This is a genomic window from Paenibacillus sp. JT31N11, from assembly GCF_056269285.1.
The window spans coordinates 949,557-966,871 of the sequence record NZ_JBWDNQ010000002.1; the positions used below are offsets into that span (position 1 = coordinate 949,557).

Below are 17,315 nucleotides of genomic sequence, written 5' to 3' on the forward strand. Positions count from 1 at the left end.
ATTGGTTATTTATCACAATTATTGTGACTCCTTAAACCTAATTCATTGGCAGTTTTACAGCAATAGGATTTTTTTGCAAACAAGATAGTATTAATTCAATAGAATAGTTCAAGTTAAATTTTCGGCATCAGCATTTCCGATTTTGACAGCCTGTCTGCGTACATGATACTGTAACTTTAAGTCTAGCACTGTGTAAAGTAAGGGAGAGATCCTGCTATGTATGAACAGAAAACAAAAGAAACCGACAACTCTGTTATTGAGTTTATTGAATCTGTCGAGAATCTTAAGAAACGTGAAGACGCCTATAAGCTGCTGGATATATTTACAGAAACGACTGGTTATCCTGCGAAAATGTGGGGACCCAGTATCATTGGGTTTGGTTCGTATCACTACAAATACGATTCTGGTCACGAGGGTGATGCCCCGCTCGTTGGCTTTTCACCCCGAAAAGCCAAGATCAGCCTGTATTTTGCGACAGGCGACACGGAGCGGGAGGCGCTATTGCAGAAGCTCGGAAAACATACATCAGGGAAAGCCTGCGTCTACATTAACAAAGCAGATGACATTAATCATGAAGTTTTGAAGGCATTGATTAACCAATCTGTAAAGTTTCTGAATGAGACCTACCCAAAACAATAAAGTGATCTATCACATTACCATGTTCTGGTCTTATTGATCTCTGTCTTTTTCTGAAAAGACTGTTCCAGGTCGATATCCAGCTTATTGGCAAGGTCGCAGATATTCCACACTATATCGTACATTTCCAGACCAAGACGATCTTTGATTTCTTCCATCTTCTCATGATCCGGATGATAGGAAATATGCAATAGCTCCCTAACCATCTCTCCTACTTCGGTAACCAGAAAAAGCGATCTTTGTTCAATGGTAGACTTGTCGAATCCCTTCTCGATACTGAATTCTTTGGTATGTTTTTGCATCTCGGATATTTGCATGATTGAACAACCTTCCTTATCATCATTATTTATGCATGAAGCACTGAAATTTAACCCGTTGATAAAGTGAGGCACTCCATTATAAGGAGCGGCCTCGCTTTTTTTCTGTCGGGCTGCCTCTTAAAGCTCTATCCCATTTATTGTAGAAACACACGATACATTATACTATTAACGCCGTGTTAGTTGAATAGATCAACAGAATGGAAGCCATTATTAGCCCGCTTATTTACAGAAACCAAATATGGTTAACAATGGTATACTCTAAATATAAAAAAGCTGTAAAGACTGCTCCATTATGGGAGAACCTTATTATTCAACAAATTTGAATAAATAGTAAGGAGCGATGGGCATGGCACAAGCGTATTCTGCGGAAATCCCGAAGGAAAAACTGATATTAGCTAAAAAATATCCTGTTCAGGTTGTCGACACGATTGGCGTCAACGCCCACTATCAGAGGCTTCATTGGCATGATATATTGGAAATCAACTTCATTAAAGCCGGGACAGGCTATTACATCATTAACGGACAGACGTTTGAATTTCAGCAGGGAGATATTTTGCTCATTAATTCAAATGATCTTCACCGCGCTTACGAGACAAAAGATCTGGTCATGCAGGTCATATCGTTCGATGCTTCCTGGTTTATGAGCAGCCTCCGGTACGATCCCGTCATCCTGTCGCCATTTAAGGAGATGGGGGTTAGTTTTACGAATCTGCTCGACCGGAATAATCAGCAAATCGGGATGCTTCGCTCGCTTCTGCTGGAAATTCAGGATGAGCATAACCGCAAAGAAAGCTCCTATGAATCCATCGTTTACTCCATTATGCTCCGTTTCCTGGCTACCGTTAACAGACACTTCCGCAATACAAGCATGAACCGCGCCAAACAGGCCATCAACGCCCAGCAATTAGAGAAAATACGCAACGTCATTCATGCGATGGAGGAAAATTATACCCATGCATGGACGCTGGAAGAGCTTGCCTCGCTCGTTTACCTCAGCCCCTCCCGCTTCAGCGATCTATTCCGGTACGCGGTCGACACTCCGCCTTTGCTTTATTTGATTCATATCCGCCTGGAACGCGCTATTGAGCTGCTTGAAAGCAATACGATGAAAATTATGGATGTTGCCCATGAATGCGGCTTCCGCAGTTTATCCAATTTCAATCGCCTGTTTAAGAAGCATATCGGAGCCTCGCCTAAAAAACTCAAGAACCAAGAGTGGAAACAAACAGTAAGATAGTGTTGCTTTATAAGCGATTTGATGGAGAATAACGGCATTTGTCCCTCTATAATAAGGAAATAAGGAATATTTAAGGGGGAATCAGATGCTGCAGACGAAAACCTCCAGACTGACACGTTTGTGGCGGCAATGGGATATTCAACTCATGGTAGTGCCGGCATTGCTTTTCATATTTGTGTTCAGTTACATCCCCATGTACGGAGTATTAATGGCCTTTCAGGACTACAGCATCTTCAAAGGTTTTCTGAACAGCCCCTGGGTAGGCTTTAAGCACTTTGAGATGTTTTTTCAGGCACCTGAGTTCTGGACCATCATGCGCAACACATTAGTCATCAGCATGCTGAAGCTTGGCATCGGTTTCCCGGCCCCCATTCTATTGGCATTAATTCTGAACGAAGTCGGTCACCGCACCTTCAAGCGCATCGTGCAAACCATCAGCTATTTGCCCCACTTCCTGTCATGGGTGATCGTGTCCGGATTCGTCATTTCCATGCTGTCTACGGACAATGGGAGTATCAACATCCTGCTGCAGGCGCTTCACATTATTGATGAGCCGCTGAATTTCCTGTCGATTCCCGAATACTTCTGGGCCATTCTCGTGGCGACAGGAGTATGGAAGGAAATCGGTTTTGCCTCTATCGTTTATTTAGCCGCGATTGCAGGCATAAACCCTCATTTATACGAGGCCGCCGCTATAGACGGAGCCAGCAGGATCAGGCAGATCTATGCCATCACCCTCCCTTCAATTATGCCGGTCATTATCGTATTCTCGATTCTGGCAATCGGCAATCTGTTGAACGCCGGCTTCGAGGACATTCTCCTGTTAGCCGCAAACCCTGTGCTCCGCGACGTCAGCGATGTCATTGAAACTTACGTATACCGCGTCGGCATTAACAATTCCAGGTTCTCGTATGCAACGGCCGCCGGGCTCTTCAAAGCCGTTATCAGTGTCGGACTTTTGGCAGGCGCTAACTATCTGGCCCGAAAGTCAGGCAACAGCTTATGGTAGCGGGAAAGAGAGGGTAAAGCTATGAAACTGTCATTAGGCGACAAAACATTCGTCGGAATCAATTATTTTTTGCTGACGCTGCTTGGCTTTTCCTCCTTTTATCCATTCTGGAACGCTGCCGTTATTTCATTCAACTCCGGTACAGATACCATGCTCGGCGGCATTACGTTCTGGCCCCGTGTGTTCTCCCTGCAAAATTACGAGGTCGTATTCAAGGACGAACGGCTGGTCAATGGCTTTATCATTTCCGTGCTCCGCACGGCGGTCGGAACGGCCTTGTCGATTTCCGCCACCGCCATATTCGCCTACGGCATGACCAAAAAGCAGCTGATAGGACGCAAATATTACATGATTATGTGTATTGTCACGATGTACTTCAGCGGTGGCCTGATTCCGAGCTATTTGCTCATCCGTGAGCTGGAATTAATGAACACCTTCTGGGTCATGGTCATCCCGGGCATTATCAGCGTCTGGAACATGATTATTTTCCGTACATTTTTTGCGGGCATTCCAAGCGGTCTGGAGGAATCGGCGCAAATTGACGGCTCCTCCAACTGGGGCATCCTGTTTCGCATCATCTTCCCCTTATCCGGCCCGGTCATTGCGACATTATCGCTGTTCACAGCCGTGTATCACTGGAATGACTGGTTTACGCCAGGCTTGTATATATCGAATGTGGATCTTCTCCCTATTCAAACGAAGCTTCAGCAAATTCTGAACTCCAATATTATGGCGGAGCAGATGGCCCAGATGGATTCAGCGGCGCAGGGCCGGTTAAACTCGATGAAGGCCGTAACGACCAAATCCTTGTCGATGGCTACAATGATGGTCGCGACCGTACCGATTCTATGCGTCTATCCTTTAGTGCAGAAATACTTTGTGAAGGGTGTTCTTATCGGCTCTTTGAAAGAATAAGCGAGGTTAACGATTATTGCCAGTAATCAAGGGGAGGGAGTTTGGAGATGCAAAAAATCAAAAGAACGTATCAAGCCGCCTTGTCATCCGTACTCGCTGCCGCAATGGTTATAACGGGATGCTCCGGCAGCAACGAGCCGTCCCCGGGGACAAACGAAGGGGATCCCCCTGCGGAAACTTCCTTTGTGTTAGGCGAGACGCCGCTCGATTTTTCCTTCTATGGGCATTATGACTGGTATACGATGCCGAATTGGGGCGAGGATTCCGCTACCAAGTGGATCCAGGACAACAAAAAAATCAACATTACCCCGATCAGCTCGGGCGGCAACGCCCAGCAAAAGTTCAATACGATGATCGTTTCGGGCGAGCTGCCCGACGTCATCTGGATGGAACGCGATGCCGATGTCGAGAAGCTTCGTTCCGAGGGTATGCTCGTGCCGTTCGATGAGTACCTGGAGAAATACCCCAATTTGAAAAAATGGGCCGGAGAAGATGCGATTGACATGCTGCGGTCCCCAGACGGCAAGCTTTATCAATTCCCGAACTGGTATACGACGCAGCCTAACGGCAATGCAGGCTATGTGGTAAACAAGAAAATTTATGAGGAGCTTGGTTCCCCCAGCCTGGAAACGACCGATGAGCTGTTTGATTATCTGAAGCTGGTTAAGGAAAAGTATCCGGATGTCGTACCGCTTGAAGTCGGGCAGAGCGCTTCGGGTATCGACATTCTGGTATCGGCCTTCGCGGAAAACCGCCCACCTACATTCAACGCTATGATGGCGGTACCGTCCGGCGATAAGCTGACTTCCCTTTTCACCGATCCGGTCTACCGGGAATTCATCCAATTTGCCAGCAGGCTGTACCGGGAAGGGCTGATTTCACAGGACTCCTTCACGCAAAAGCTGGAGCAGGTCGAGCAAAAGGTGCTGACCGGCAAAATCGCAGTGTTCATCGCATCCAGTCCAACCGAATTCGGATCAATTGGCAACACGCTCCTGAAGGAGCAGGACCCTGACGCCGGTTACATTATGGTTTGGCCGGTGCATAAGGAGGGTCTTGACCGCAACAAGATTTTCCCTGGCGACTACACACAGCTGGGCTGGAACGTCAGCGTCATAACAAAAGCGGCCAAAGATCCGGAGGCCATCTTCGCATTCCTCGACTGGTTTACCGGCCCTGAAGGCCAGCGCATCATTATGTGGGGACCTGAAGGCTTATACTGGGAAGGCACGGATGAGAATGAATATCCTCTCTTCAACGATGCGTTTGTAACGAAAGCGGCTGATCGCGAGAAATTAATGTCTGCTATTGTGAACTTTCAATGGAACGGCAACACCGTATATGTCGATAAATCCAAAATGAAATTCGAGTCCACCCTTCCGCCTGAAAAGCGCAGCTGGGATACGTACTGGCAGTCAGAAATAACGTGGAAAACCCAGTTTAATACAACGGAATTTGTAAACCTGACTCCGGCAGGCGATACGGAAGAAGGCATTGCCCAGCAAAGCGTATTCGACATTTATGAAAAAGCGAGAGCAAGTGCCATCATGAATGCGAAAACCGACGAGGAAGTATCCGCCGTCCTGGATCAGGCCGAAGCCGATGCGCAGCAAGCGGGCTACGGGAAGCTTCTGCAGTATAAGACGGAAAAATGGCAGGAAAACAAGAGCAAGCTTGAATAAGTAATCTCCATGGTGCAAAAGTCGCACCTTTGTGCGACTTTTGCAAAGCGAATGGGGTCCAGTTCGTTCAACTTATTTAGTCCAAAGTATTCTTGATCTCCACGCTCCGCTTTAACTAGCCCTTTACGGCTCCCTCAATCATTCCTGCAATCAATTGCTTCTGAAAGATCAAGACAATGATCAACAGGGGAAGCACGCTTATGACCGAACCGGCCATGATGAGATGGTAGGGCGTATTATTACTATCTTCCAGTGCCTTGAGCGCAACAGATAATGTCATATGCTCTTGAGATCTCAAGATAACGGAAGGCCACAGAAAGTTGTTCCACTGCTTGACGAACAGGATAATGCCTAATCCCGCAAAGCCCGATTTTAAATTCGGCAATACAATTCGACGGAAAAGCTTGAATTCACTGCAGCCGTCAATACGTGCTGCTTCCAGCATCTCATCCGGAAGCGATGTACAATATTGACGCATGAAAAATATACCGAAAGCGTTTGCCAGGTCGGGTAAAATTACTCCCCAGATGTTATCTATTAAATGTAAGCCTTTATATATTGAGAATAACGGGACCATCGTAGCCTCGTGAGGAATCATAAGAGAGGCAAGTACGAATATAAACAAAATCTTCTTACCTTTGAAATGATACTTCGCGAAGGCAAAACCACCCAAACCGCAGAACAGTAATGCAATCAGCGTCGAAGTCGAAGACAGCAAGAAGCTGTTCCATGTGATGATGCCGAATTTCCGATTTACAAATAGCTCCGTGAAATTCTCCCAGTGTAGTGTTAATGGAATCCAGATCGGCGGATTCACAAATATTTCACTGATGTCCTTAAGTGAAGAACTGAACAGCCAGAACAGCGGAAATAGTGTTGCCAGTGAAATTAAGGTCATCAGTATGAAGGCCAGCGTCGATGTCCAGCCCCGCTTCGTACTGGATGCGGCAGCTGCTCGACGCATTGTCACCGTTTTTTCCATGAATTTTCCCCCATTCCTAATCTTTATCATCGAATACGCGCATCTGTATTAATGAAATCGCCATCATCAGAATAAAAAAGCAGACGGCAATCGAAGATGCGTATCCGAAATTAAAGTTTTGGAAACTCTCATTATACAGCATTAGAATTGGGGTCAATGTCGAATTAAGCGGCCCGCCCTGAGTCAGGATAAACGGCTCTGTAAACAGCGAGAACGTTCCAATCGTAGAGAGCACGGTACAGAACAGGAGCATTTTTTTGACCAAAGGAATCGTGATAAGAAAAAAGCTCTTCAATTTGGTTGATCCATCCACATAAGCCGCTTCATACAAATCCTTAGATATGCTCTGCAGCCCCGTCATAAGCAGGAGCATATTGTAGCCAATCCAACGGTACAACACCATCACCGCTACGGAAATGCGGGCCCACCAGGGGGATTCCAGCCAAGGTATCGGACTATCGATCAGCCCCATATTGTCAAGTACAGTGTTGATCAAACCATCCTGGGTATTAAACAGCAAGACGAACACGAATGATACAGCCACTACCGATACAAAGTTGGGCACAAACAGAGCCATCCGAAAAAAGCCTTTTCCAACCATCCAATTGGAATTCAGAATGGAAGCAAAGATAAGTCCAAGAAACAGCATTATCGGCACGTACATCAAGAAGATAATCGAGCTGTTCCAGAGGGATAACCAAAAGTTCTTATCCCCGAACAGCTCAATATAATTATCAAATCCGATCATCGTCTTCTCGCCAGAACCATTCCAGTCCGTAAAGCTGATATAGAACGAATACAGAATGGGATACAAAGAGAAGATGAAAAACAATATGAAATAGGGTGATATGTATATATAGGGAGCAAACAATAACTGCTTGTTCCATTTGGAAGTCTTCATATCGTCCCCTCCTGACATGTTAATTAATTTCTCTTCGTCTTGCTGCGAAGCTCATCCGCCATTTCTTTCAGCGCCTGCTCAGAGCTAACATTATTGAGAAATACTTTAGCCCATACATCAGTCATCAGCTTGTTTGCCATTGGAAAATCGGACGTATATGCGAGCGGATACGTATTTGCGAGAGATTGGGCGTACACTTTACGAATCGCTTGATTATTGAAGTAGGCTGACGTTTCTTCCATTGATGCATCATCATCCACCATCAGAGCCGGAAACAGGCCTGCACCCGTCATCATTTTCACTTGCGATTCTTCATTGCTAAGCATGAATTCAATGAAATCCCAAGCCTCTTCGGGATGCTTGGAGTTTTTGTTGATTGCCAGATTCGCTCCACCCTGGTTAGCACCCGTATAGGTGTCATCCTTCGACCATTTCGGCATCATCGTTACGGACCATTTCCCCTTGTCAGACGGAGAATACTGATTCTCGATTATCGCATCATGCCATGAGCCCCCAACAACCGTAGCGATCTTCCCATCACGAATACCGTTACCCCATTGATCGGTGTTCGCACGAGCATCGAAAACAAGCCCATCTTTCTGCATCTTGATCAGGAAGTCTGCCGATTCCTTCACTTCCGGAGAATCCACGGCTACCTTCCCCTGGTCATCGAAGTACCACAAGCCACGCTGCCACAGCATCGATTCAAACATCCGGCTGCTGGAATTTGTCTTGGAATCCCCGTACATGAAAGCTCCTGTTTTCTCTTTGACCAGCTTGGCAGCCTCATAATAGTCATCCCAGGTCTGAATCTTCTTGGCGACCTCTTCGGGATCGGTAGGAAGACCAGCTTGGGCAAACAGATCATTACGATAGAACATCACGACTGGACCGCTATCCCAGGGCATTGCGTATATTTTTCCATCCCGAGTGGCATCTTCCCATTTATAAGCACTCATCTTATCCTTGTAAGGCTCCACGCGCGAGGTAATGTCCAGCAAGGAATCGATTTGTACGATTTGAGATAGATTGGTGGACTCCACAGCTACAATATCCGGTACCTCATCTTCCGTACTTGAAGTAATTAAATATTTGGAGTACAAGTCGGTAGACTTCATGGTTTGAAACTCAATCTCGATATTCGGATACTTGGCTTTGAAAGCTTCCATATTCAGATCCAATCCATCTTTTGCCGTTTCCCAAATCCATACAACCAGCTTGACCTTCTCATCGCTTGTTCCCGGATCATTCGATGCAGCCTGCTTGGTGGAGCTGGAGCAAGCGCTGGCCAGTAAAGAAATCATGAGACAAGCAATGAGTACATACAGCGTACTTTTTCTTTTCATAAGTCGTAACCCCCTAGTCATTTCTTCATTCTTATCATAAATATTTTGTAAGGGATTTCATACCGACAGACGTTTGATATTAGTGTGATCTTTTCCGATAAATAAAAAAAAGCCCGGAGAACCCAGGCCATTATCGTCTATTTGTTTGAATGAATCGTCATTTTGTTAGTGTCCGATATTGCCCTGGCGTAAGCTCAGCACGCTTCTTAAACCATTTCGAGAAATATTTAACATCGTTAATACCTATCTTCTCCGCCACTTCCTCTGTCCGAATGGTGGTAGCCGTCAGAAGTTCCTTGGCTTTCTCCAGCTTGCGCTCAGAAATAAAGGATATAATACTGCAGCCTGTAGCTTCCTTGAATATCGTGCTGAAATAACTCCGGCTAACTCCGATATATGTCGCCACATCCGCAGCTCGAAGGTCTGAATCCAGATGCTGGTCAATATAGTCGATAGCTTCAATAATATCTTCCTTATGCGCCGTACTTAACAGCTTGTTATGACACTCCACTTCCCATAACCGATACAACTTGCTTACGGCAGTGAACCAGACCTCCACGCTTGTAATGGGACCTGCCTGCCGCCACTCGATCGTATTGTCCTGAAATTTCATTTCTACCAGTTTGGATTGTACGATACCCAGTAATTGTTGATCACACACAATGAGGTCCGTATAGGCGTCTATTTCTAACGTCTTCAATTGATCCTGGTGAGCCATAGACAGGTCCTTCCATTGTTTCTGATAGGATCGATTAACGGTTTCTTTCTCCTTGGGGATGTATAGGTGAAAGATATAAGCCCCGGACAGCATCCAATTCCACTGCAGCCGAAGATGCTGCATAAGATGCTCTTTTGACGCATGACCGCGATGATGAAGCCATGTACCCAGAGCTTCTGCAGACTGATCCTGTTGATTCTTCACCACAGACAGAGAGGTCTGCTGCTTCGCGGTCATCTTCTCAATCTCTATGCGTACACGGTTCAGGGAGTTATCAATATGCTCATCGTCCATATCCGTCTTAACAATGTAATCGCTCACCCCAATTTGAATCCCATGCCTGGCATACGCAAAATCCCGATGACAGCTCAGAAACAGAATGGCAGTCTCTGGCGCTTCTTCTTTTATCTTCTGGGCCAGCTCTATTCCATCCATCTCCGGCATGACAATATCGGTAATCACCAGCTGGGGACGATACTTCAAAAATTTCTGCCAGCCGAGGCTCCCATTTGGCGCATCGTCTACAACGGTCATCCGATGCTTCTCCCAATCAATGGTCATGCGCAGGCCTTTACGCACGAGTTGTTCATCGTCTACAATTAATACTTTGAGTGGGGATTGAGCTCTCTCGTTATTGGCCATGCCAACGTCACCTTCGTTCCTATATTTCTGTTTGATTCCAACGTTAGGCCGTATGCATTACCGAAATGAAGTTTAAACCGTTCATCCACATTTCTTAGACCCAACCCGCCCTGCTTACCCGGAATCTTCATCCCGGAACTTATGAACTCCATATGCTCCAGCTTGACCCCGACCCCATCATCCTCAAGCTCCATATATAATTCACAATTGACAGTGAAAATTCTCATGTTAATGCGACCAAGACCATCCCGAAATCCATGGAAAAATATATTTTCAAGTAATGGCTGAAACACCATCCGGGGAACCAGACAATCGTCAAGCCCCGGTTGTATGTCAAACACGCAGGTGAAAACATCTTCGTACCGGAACCGCTGAATCTCTATGAAATGGCGGGCGATCTCCAGTTCCTTGTGAAGAGGGACAAGCGTCTGTTTGAAGTTAAAGCTTCCGTCCAGAACCACGATTAAATGCTGCAGCATTTTAAGGATTTCCGGCTGATGGGCTAACTTTGCTTTCCACTGTATAGAATTCAATGTATTGAATAAGAGATGCGGATTGATCTGGTAATGCAGCGCCCTGAGCTCTGCGTCGCTTTTCAGCTTCTCCGTCCGGCTAATCTCGTGAACCAGGCCTTGTATCTGGCCGGTCATCCTGTTGAAGGTTTCACTTAGATAACCAAGCTCATCCGATGACATCACCGGTGTGCGTATCAACAGATCTCCATCACCAAATCTACGCATCGATTGGGCCAGCTTCATAATCGGCCTTGTAAATCGGAACGAGAAGAAGCCTGCCATTATAACCCCCGCGATGACAGCCAATACAGCAATAAATAGCGAGTATCGCAAAATAACTGTGGAGGATTCGTAGAAAGTGGCATAAGGAATTCTCGCTTCCACAATCCAGTCTTCCGTATCCAAGGAGCGGGACCAGACAATATCATCATCCTTATTCACATAATCGGAGGACGTCTGCAGCAGAATCTCCCCCGACGCATCCATGATCAGCAAATGGGACTGCATATCCTTCTCAAAAGCTCTGATCAAGCTCAGTATCGTATCCGCTTTCATATCAATCAATATCCGGCTCCCGCTGGGAAATCCAAGACCATTCTTAAGCGGCACGATCAGGCTGATCGCATAATCATCATTAGGCGGCGAATAGTAATCCGGAATATGGATCACAACATGTCTATTATTGTAAGCGGATACATACGACCAAAAGGACGAACTTGCCAGGTTATCCATACTCACTGAGCTATTTCCGATGACTCTTCCCGAAGGAGTAATAACCGCCACTTTGAAAATGTTGGTACTTTCAATAGAGGACAGATAGTTTTGAAAATCTCTTTCTTCAACGTATTGTGCATAGGTTGTTGGAGGCTTGTCACCAATGAATATGGATGAGGCAATCATATAAGCTAAGATATTGCCTGTAATTTGATCCATCTGCTTGATATTGGAATCAAAATGCAGCTTTAGCTGCTCCACTGCATACATGCCATAGCTGCCAAACTGTGAATTAACGACTTTGGACGATTTATGATAAGAAAAATAGCCAAGCGTGCCCAACGGCAGTACAGCAACAATGAAAAAGATGAGCAGAAGCTTAGTTCGGACATTTCCAGCCATCCTGATCCAAGACAATCTTCCCTTAAAGCCGCTCATAATCAATACCCTCTTCTAGCTAGTCATTTTATATGCTGAATATTGAACCATCACAGTATATCAAAAAACACCTTTAATTTGAACAAATGGTGTCCCTAAAGTTTTCGCTTCGGGGACACCTTCTATCTCGTGCTTATTCATCTTCCTTAAATACAGGCATAATACTAATCTCAAATGTAAACTGCTTCTCGTCCAGCCGGTAGACTTCCAGAAGCTCCGGACCGCAGGAGTTGGAGCCTGCACCGCTCATTTTATAGTCCAGGTGAACGATGGTCTCGTCACGGCGGACGAGTTCATAGGCATGCATCGCATGGGTCAGATCCTCCGGAGTATAGTGGGAAGCATTAAATGAGAATGGTTTAGCTCCCGAGAACTTCAACCCCATCCCCTGCTCATTGGATACGGTCACCCAGTCGGTGCCATTATGGGATCCGTTCTCTTGCGGCATAATGTATGGCGTAAACAAATCGTCAACTGACGTTAAATATTTCCCTTTTCGCGTGCTTTGCTGTTTATCGATATAGCTCTCATGAGGACCATTTCCGAAATACTCCACTTCCTCGGTTCCTGCCGGCATCGTCAGCTGCACTCCGAATCGGGGAAAGAATAAGAGATCCTCCCGAACTTGAGCTTCAACCTTCATCTTGATCTCGCCATTGCCGGTCACACGCCAGTATGCTAATCCGTTCAGCACAGGCGGTTTAGTGTGACCGCCCAAAGAGAAGTTAACTTTAATATCTACAGATGACGCCCCCTGATCTGTCACACTTGCCTCGTATATATGCATATGTGCGCGATCATAGCCTTCTTCCAGCCACTTTGCCTTAATCTTACGGTCATTATCAATTGGAGCTCTCCAAATGTTGAAGCTCAGCGGCTTCTTGATCATATCTACGCCATGCCTGGACACGGAGATGAAGGTCCCATTGTATAAATCAAACACATGACGGAAATCAAAGCCTTCGATGATCAATTGTTGATCGGCTTCCATCAACTTGATTGGCGGATAATTAACCGCAGGTACCGGCAGCGCCAGCCTTTCAACGGGCAGCTCAAACTGTTCAAAAGTCACTTCATGACCCGCACTCGCCCAGACCGTATCCTGCTTCAACCGACAGGACAAGGTCAGCAGATAGGTTTCATTGGATGCCTCTGGCCATGAATAGTCCAGCCTCACTGCCTTCGAGGTATGCGGAGCGATCAGCTCCAGCTCCAGCTGGCCTTGCTCGGCGAGTTCTCCATCTTTCTCCGTCTTCCAATACAGAGTCAAGTGAGAAAGATCAATAAAATCATATAAGTTCGTTACCTGGACGCAGCCTTCCTCCAGGTTCCCCGCTTCCAGTCGAATCGGGGCTATCACCTTCTTCAATTCGAGAAGACCGGTGTGAGGGATTCGATCGGGTGAGACAAGCCCATCAATACAAAAATTGCCGTCATTGGGCTGATCTCCAAAATTACCGCCATAGGCGAAATAACGCGTTCCATCATTATTGGTTGTCAAAATACCGTGATCGGACCATTCCCATACACAACCGCCCATCAGCTTTGGATATTTATAGATGACATCCCAATAATCCTTTAAATCGCCGGGACCATTTCCCATAGCATGGCTGTATTCACACATGAACATCGGCTTCGTACTGTTCTCATCCTTGGCGTAGGCCTCAATATAAGCCGGGGAGGAATACATTCGGCTCTCCATATCCAGCACAGCCGTATCGGGACTTCCCAAATGTCTCGGGTCGGAGCCTTCATAATGAACAGGTCTGGAATTGTCTCTTGCCTTCGTCCATTTAGCCATCGACATATGATTGGCGCCGTACCCGGATTCATTACCCATGGACCAGATCACGACAGAAGGATGGTTTTTATCACGCTCTATCATACGCTCTGCCCGTTCGACAAATACATGTTCCCATTCCGGCAAACGCGTCAGCATATTGAAATTGCCTACTGCATGAAACACCCCGTGACACTCCAAATCCGCTTCATCTATCACATAGAAGCCATATTCATTGCAGAGCTGCAGAAAGCGTGAATCATTCGGGTAATGTGACGCTCTTATCGTATTAATATTGTGGGATTTCATCAGCTTCAAGTCTCGAATCATATGATTGACCGGTATCGTTTGTCCCAGCTGCGGGTGAGAATCATGACGATTTACTCCCTTTAGCTTCACAGCCATGCCATTAATCTTGAATACCCCGTCAATAATCTCCACCCGTCTGAAGCCGATTGCAAAATGAAGCACTTCGTCTGCAGCATAAATATATAATTGATACAAATATGGGGTTTCGGCAGACCACAGCTTAGGCTTGTCTATCTGGAGTTCGATGCTCCTCTTGCCATCTACGGTAACCGCTCCCGATGCCTGGACATGGCCTTCTCTGTCAGTAAGCTTCACTTGAGCTTCCAGCGCACCGATCGTATCCAGCTCACAGGTTATTGTTCCAACTTGATAATCGCTTGCCAATTCCATACGATTGAACAGGTCCCGAATATGGGTCTGATTGCGTGCCAGCAAATAGACATCCCGAAAAATCCCTGAGAATCTCCACAAATCCTGATCCTCGATATAAGAGCCGTCACACCATTTCAAGACCATCACAGCAATCTTGTTAGTTCCAGCTTGCACATAGGGTGAAATATCAAACTCCGCAGGCATGCGGCTACCCTGACTATACCCCACCCATTTTCCGTTGATCCAGAGGTAAAAACAGGAATTCACACCTTCGAACACGATATACTTTTGTTTGCCATCCCAATCGCTTGACAGATTAAAATCCCTTACGTATAAACCTGCCGGGTTAGCATTCGGTACATACGGCGGATCACAAGGAAACGGATAGTTCACGTTCGTATAGTGAAGCTGGTCATACCCTTTGACCTGCCAGCATGAAGGGACAATCAGGTCATCCCAACTGCTGACATCTGCATCCATCTGATAGAATCCATTCTCTACATGTTGAACCGACTCATGATATTTAAATTTCCAGCTGCCATTAAGTGTACGGTAAAATGGAGACTTTCCCCGCTTTTGTCTCAAAGCGGATTCCGCATCCCCGTAAGGTATATAATAAGCTCTTGCCGCTTCTCTGCTCTTCTGCAGCACGCTCAAATCTTCCCAATACTTCGGTACATTAATCATGCCTTTTCTCCTCATAACATCGAATTAGGTTAGGTATACGCACCATCCATTGTAATCGATAGTAAAGGGCTCTCATACCGACACTTGTTTGATTGCAGTGTCATTTTGTTTGAAGTGATGGTCTTTTCATCCTACCACTCGGCGACCGACCCGTCCTTATGTCTCCATATCGGATTTCTCCACCTGTGCGGAGATTCCGACGCCATCTTGCGGACATACTCCTCATTAACTGTAATACCGAGACCCGGACCCTGCGGAATCTTCACAAAACCATCCTCATAGGAGAATACGCCGGGGTCCGTTACATAATCCAGCAGATCATTTCCCTGGTTGTAATGTATCCCGAGGCTCTGTTCCTGAATGATTGCATTATGAGCGGTTGCGTCAACCTGCAGACAGGCAGCAAGTGCAATCGGGCCCAGTGGACAATGAGGGGCTACTGCAACATCGTAAGCTTCCGCCATCGCGAAGATTTTCTTGCACTCTGTAATTCCGCCTGCATGCGATAAATCCGGTTGAATGATATCCACGTAACCGTCTTCCAGCAATGATTTGAAGTCCCAGCGAGAGAACATTCTCTCTCCCGTCGCAATCGGCGTACTTGTATGACTGGCAATATCCCGGAGTGCCTCGTTATTCTCCGGAAGCACAGGTTCTTCGATAAACATCAGCCTGTAAGGCTCGAGTGACTGGGCAAGCACCTTTGCCATGGGTTTATGAATACGGCCGTGAAAGTCTACGCCGATGCCAAAGTCCGGACCGGTGGCAGCGCGGATCGCTGCTACCCGTTCCACGACCTGATCCACCTTGTGATAGCTATCGATATACTGCATCTCTTCCGTAGCGTTCATCTTGATTGCTGTAAAGCCTGCATGCTGTTTGTCCAACGCCGCTTGTCCAACATCACTCGGTCGATCCCCGCCGATCCAGGAATAGACACGCATCGAATCCCGGCATGCCCCGCCAAGCAGCTGATATATTGGAGCATTGTAATATTTCCCCTTGATATCCCACAACGCCTGGTCAATTCCGGCGATCGCGCTCATCAGTATGGGGCCGCCGCGGTAGAAGCTGCCGCGGTACATGACTTGCCAATGATCCTCAATGCGAAGCGGATCTTTCCCGATCAGATGATCCATGAGTTCATCTACAGCCGCTTGCACCGTATGAGCCTTGCCTTCGATTACGGGCTCTCCCCATCCAACTATTCCTTCATCCGTTTCAATTTTCAAGAACAGCCACCGGGGCGGTACGATAAAAGTTTCAAACTTTGTAATTTTCAAATTTAACCTCTCCCTATTCTCTCGCTTTTTGGATTTCCAATTTGAATTGCCGAGCTAAATCTGTAAGCTCATCGTACCGTTCCTCTTCAATCGCACTCTTGTTCGTTAAAGAACTCCCGATGCCGACGGCCACAGCGCCTGCACGAATAAATTGGCCCGCATTGTCCAAGGTAACTCCACCTGTTGGCATCATCGGTATATGTCCTAATGGAGCCGACAGCTCTTTTATATAATTGATGCCCAGTGAGGAGCCCGGAAAAATTTTGAGCATGTCCGCACCATATTGATATCCCTTCACGATCTCGGTCGGCGTCATAACTCCTGGAATCGAGATCCTGCCATATTGATTGGTTAGACGGATCGTAGCTTCATCCAGGATCGGAGAGAATATAAAATCAGCGCCTGCTTCGATCGCTGTCTTCGCTGTTTGTTCGTCTAATACGGTACCTGCGCCAACCAGGACCTTCCCTTCGTATCTCTCTTTCAAGCAGGCAATAATTTCATATGCCCGGTCTGTATCAACCGTAACCTCCAGCGCTTCTACGCCGCCTGCCACCAGTGCATCCGTAATAGGGATAACCTTGTTATACGGGGGTCGTCGAATAACTGCAACGATGCCGGAATCCTTTAACTGCTGCAGCTGCTCCGTTTTGTTCATGATAATTCCACCTCTTAACGTGTCGCATTTTTTGTTCATCCTGTATCAATCTATTCATAAATCCGGCGGCGAAGCCGTCTCCCGCATCCACCGGATCAACCTCCTATCCTCCTCCTCCGCCACAACGGCAGGCAATATAGATCGTATCTATATTTAATTGATCTATTAAAC

At 46.5% G+C, this 17,315-nt stretch carries 14 protein-coding genes; 5 read left to right on the forward strand and 9 right to left on the reverse strand.

Features of this window, described 5'->3' with window-relative positions; all coding sequences use genetic code 11:
• The first annotated feature begins 216 nt into the window (after positions 1-216).
• Positions 217-639: a DUF1801 domain-containing protein gene (locus AC0YNV_RS12235; protein WP_475768339.1), complete on the forward strand. Its 423-nt coding sequence runs from the start codon at positions 217-219 to the stop codon at positions 637-639.
• A 14-nt stretch (positions 640-653) separates the two neighbouring features.
• On the opposite strand, the gene AC0YNV_RS12240 is transcribed toward AC0YNV_RS12235, so the two are convergent.
• Positions 654-953 (reverse strand): MazG-like family protein, encoded by a 300-nt coding sequence (locus tag AC0YNV_RS12240; RefSeq protein ID WP_210037885.1) that lies wholly within the window; start codon positions 951-953, stop codon positions 654-656.
• Between the two features lie 349 nt (positions 954-1,302).
• Between AC0YNV_RS12240 and AC0YNV_RS12245 the strand changes: the two genes are divergently transcribed.
• The 4 genes from AC0YNV_RS12245 to AC0YNV_RS12260 all read left to right on the forward strand — a co-directional run bounded on the left by AC0YNV_RS12245 (position 1,303) and on the right by AC0YNV_RS12260 (position 5,799).
• Positions 1,303-2,193 carry a helix-turn-helix domain-containing protein gene (locus AC0YNV_RS12245; RefSeq protein ID WP_475768340.1) on the forward strand — a complete coding sequence of 297 codons (891 nt, stop codon included), beginning with the start codon at positions 1,303-1,305 and terminating at the stop codon, positions 2,191-2,193.
• A gap of 85 nt (positions 2,194-2,278) precedes the next feature.
• Positions 2,279-3,202, forward strand: coding sequence for an ABC transporter permease (locus tag AC0YNV_RS12250; protein ID WP_475768341.1), 924 nt, complete (start codon positions 2,279-2,281; stop codon positions 3,200-3,202).
• A 21-nt stretch (positions 3,203-3,223) separates the two neighbouring features.
• Entirely contained in the window at positions 3,224-4,117 is an 894-nt protein-coding gene (locus tag AC0YNV_RS12255; protein WP_210037888.1) for a carbohydrate ABC transporter permease, read from the forward strand.
• Between the two features lie 47 nt (positions 4,118-4,164).
• Positions 4,165-5,799: an extracellular solute-binding protein gene (locus AC0YNV_RS12260; RefSeq protein ID WP_475768342.1), complete on the forward strand. Its 1,635-nt coding sequence runs from the start codon at positions 4,165-4,167 to the stop codon at positions 5,797-5,799.
• 115 nt (positions 5,800-5,914) lie between these two features.
• On the opposite strand, the gene AC0YNV_RS12265 is transcribed toward AC0YNV_RS12260, so the two are convergent.
• The 8 genes from AC0YNV_RS12265 to AC0YNV_RS12300 form a co-directional block, all read right to left on the reverse strand.
• Positions 5,915-6,781, reverse strand: coding sequence for a carbohydrate ABC transporter permease (locus AC0YNV_RS12265; RefSeq protein ID WP_475768343.1), 867 nt, complete (start codon positions 6,779-6,781; stop codon positions 5,915-5,917).
• 16 nt (positions 6,782-6,797) lie between these two features.
• On the reverse strand, positions 6,798-7,682 hold the full coding sequence (locus AC0YNV_RS12270; RefSeq protein WP_475768344.1) for a carbohydrate ABC transporter permease: 885 nt from the start codon (positions 7,680-7,682) through the stop codon (positions 6,798-6,800).
• 23 nt (positions 7,683-7,705) lie between these two features.
• On the reverse strand, positions 7,706-9,028 hold the full coding sequence (locus AC0YNV_RS12275; RefSeq protein ID WP_475768345.1) for an ABC transporter substrate-binding protein: 1,323 nt from the start codon (positions 9,026-9,028) through the stop codon (positions 7,706-7,708).
• Between the two features lie 157 nt (positions 9,029-9,185).
• Positions 9,186-10,388 carry a response regulator transcription factor gene (locus AC0YNV_RS12280; protein ID WP_475768346.1) on the reverse strand — a complete coding sequence of 401 codons (1,203 nt, stop codon included), beginning with the start codon at positions 10,386-10,388 and terminating at the stop codon, positions 9,186-9,188.
• Positions 10,346-12,055 carry a sensor histidine kinase gene (locus AC0YNV_RS12285; protein ID WP_475768347.1) on the reverse strand — a complete coding sequence of 570 codons (1,710 nt, stop codon included), beginning with the start codon at positions 12,053-12,055 and terminating at the stop codon, positions 10,346-10,348. Before AC0YNV_RS12285 ends, AC0YNV_RS12280 begins: the two co-directional genes overlap by 43 nt.
• Before the next feature lie 133 nt (positions 12,056-12,188).
• Positions 12,189-15,203, reverse strand: coding sequence for a glycoside hydrolase family 2 TIM barrel-domain containing protein (locus tag AC0YNV_RS12290; RefSeq protein ID WP_475768348.1), 3,015 nt, complete (start codon positions 15,201-15,203; stop codon positions 12,189-12,191).
• A gap of 131 nt (positions 15,204-15,334) precedes the next feature.
• Positions 15,335-16,486, reverse strand: coding sequence for a galactonate dehydratase (gene dgoD / locus AC0YNV_RS12295; protein ID WP_475768349.1), 1,152 nt, complete (start codon positions 16,484-16,486; stop codon positions 15,335-15,337).
• 13 nt (positions 16,487-16,499) lie between these two features.
• Complete coding sequence (locus AC0YNV_RS12300) at positions 16,500-17,144, reverse strand: bifunctional 4-hydroxy-2-oxoglutarate aldolase/2-dehydro-3-deoxy-phosphogluconate aldolase (protein ID WP_475768350.1); 645 nt, start codon at positions 17,142-17,144, stop codon at positions 16,500-16,502.
• Positions 17,145-17,315: the final 171 nt, after the last annotated feature.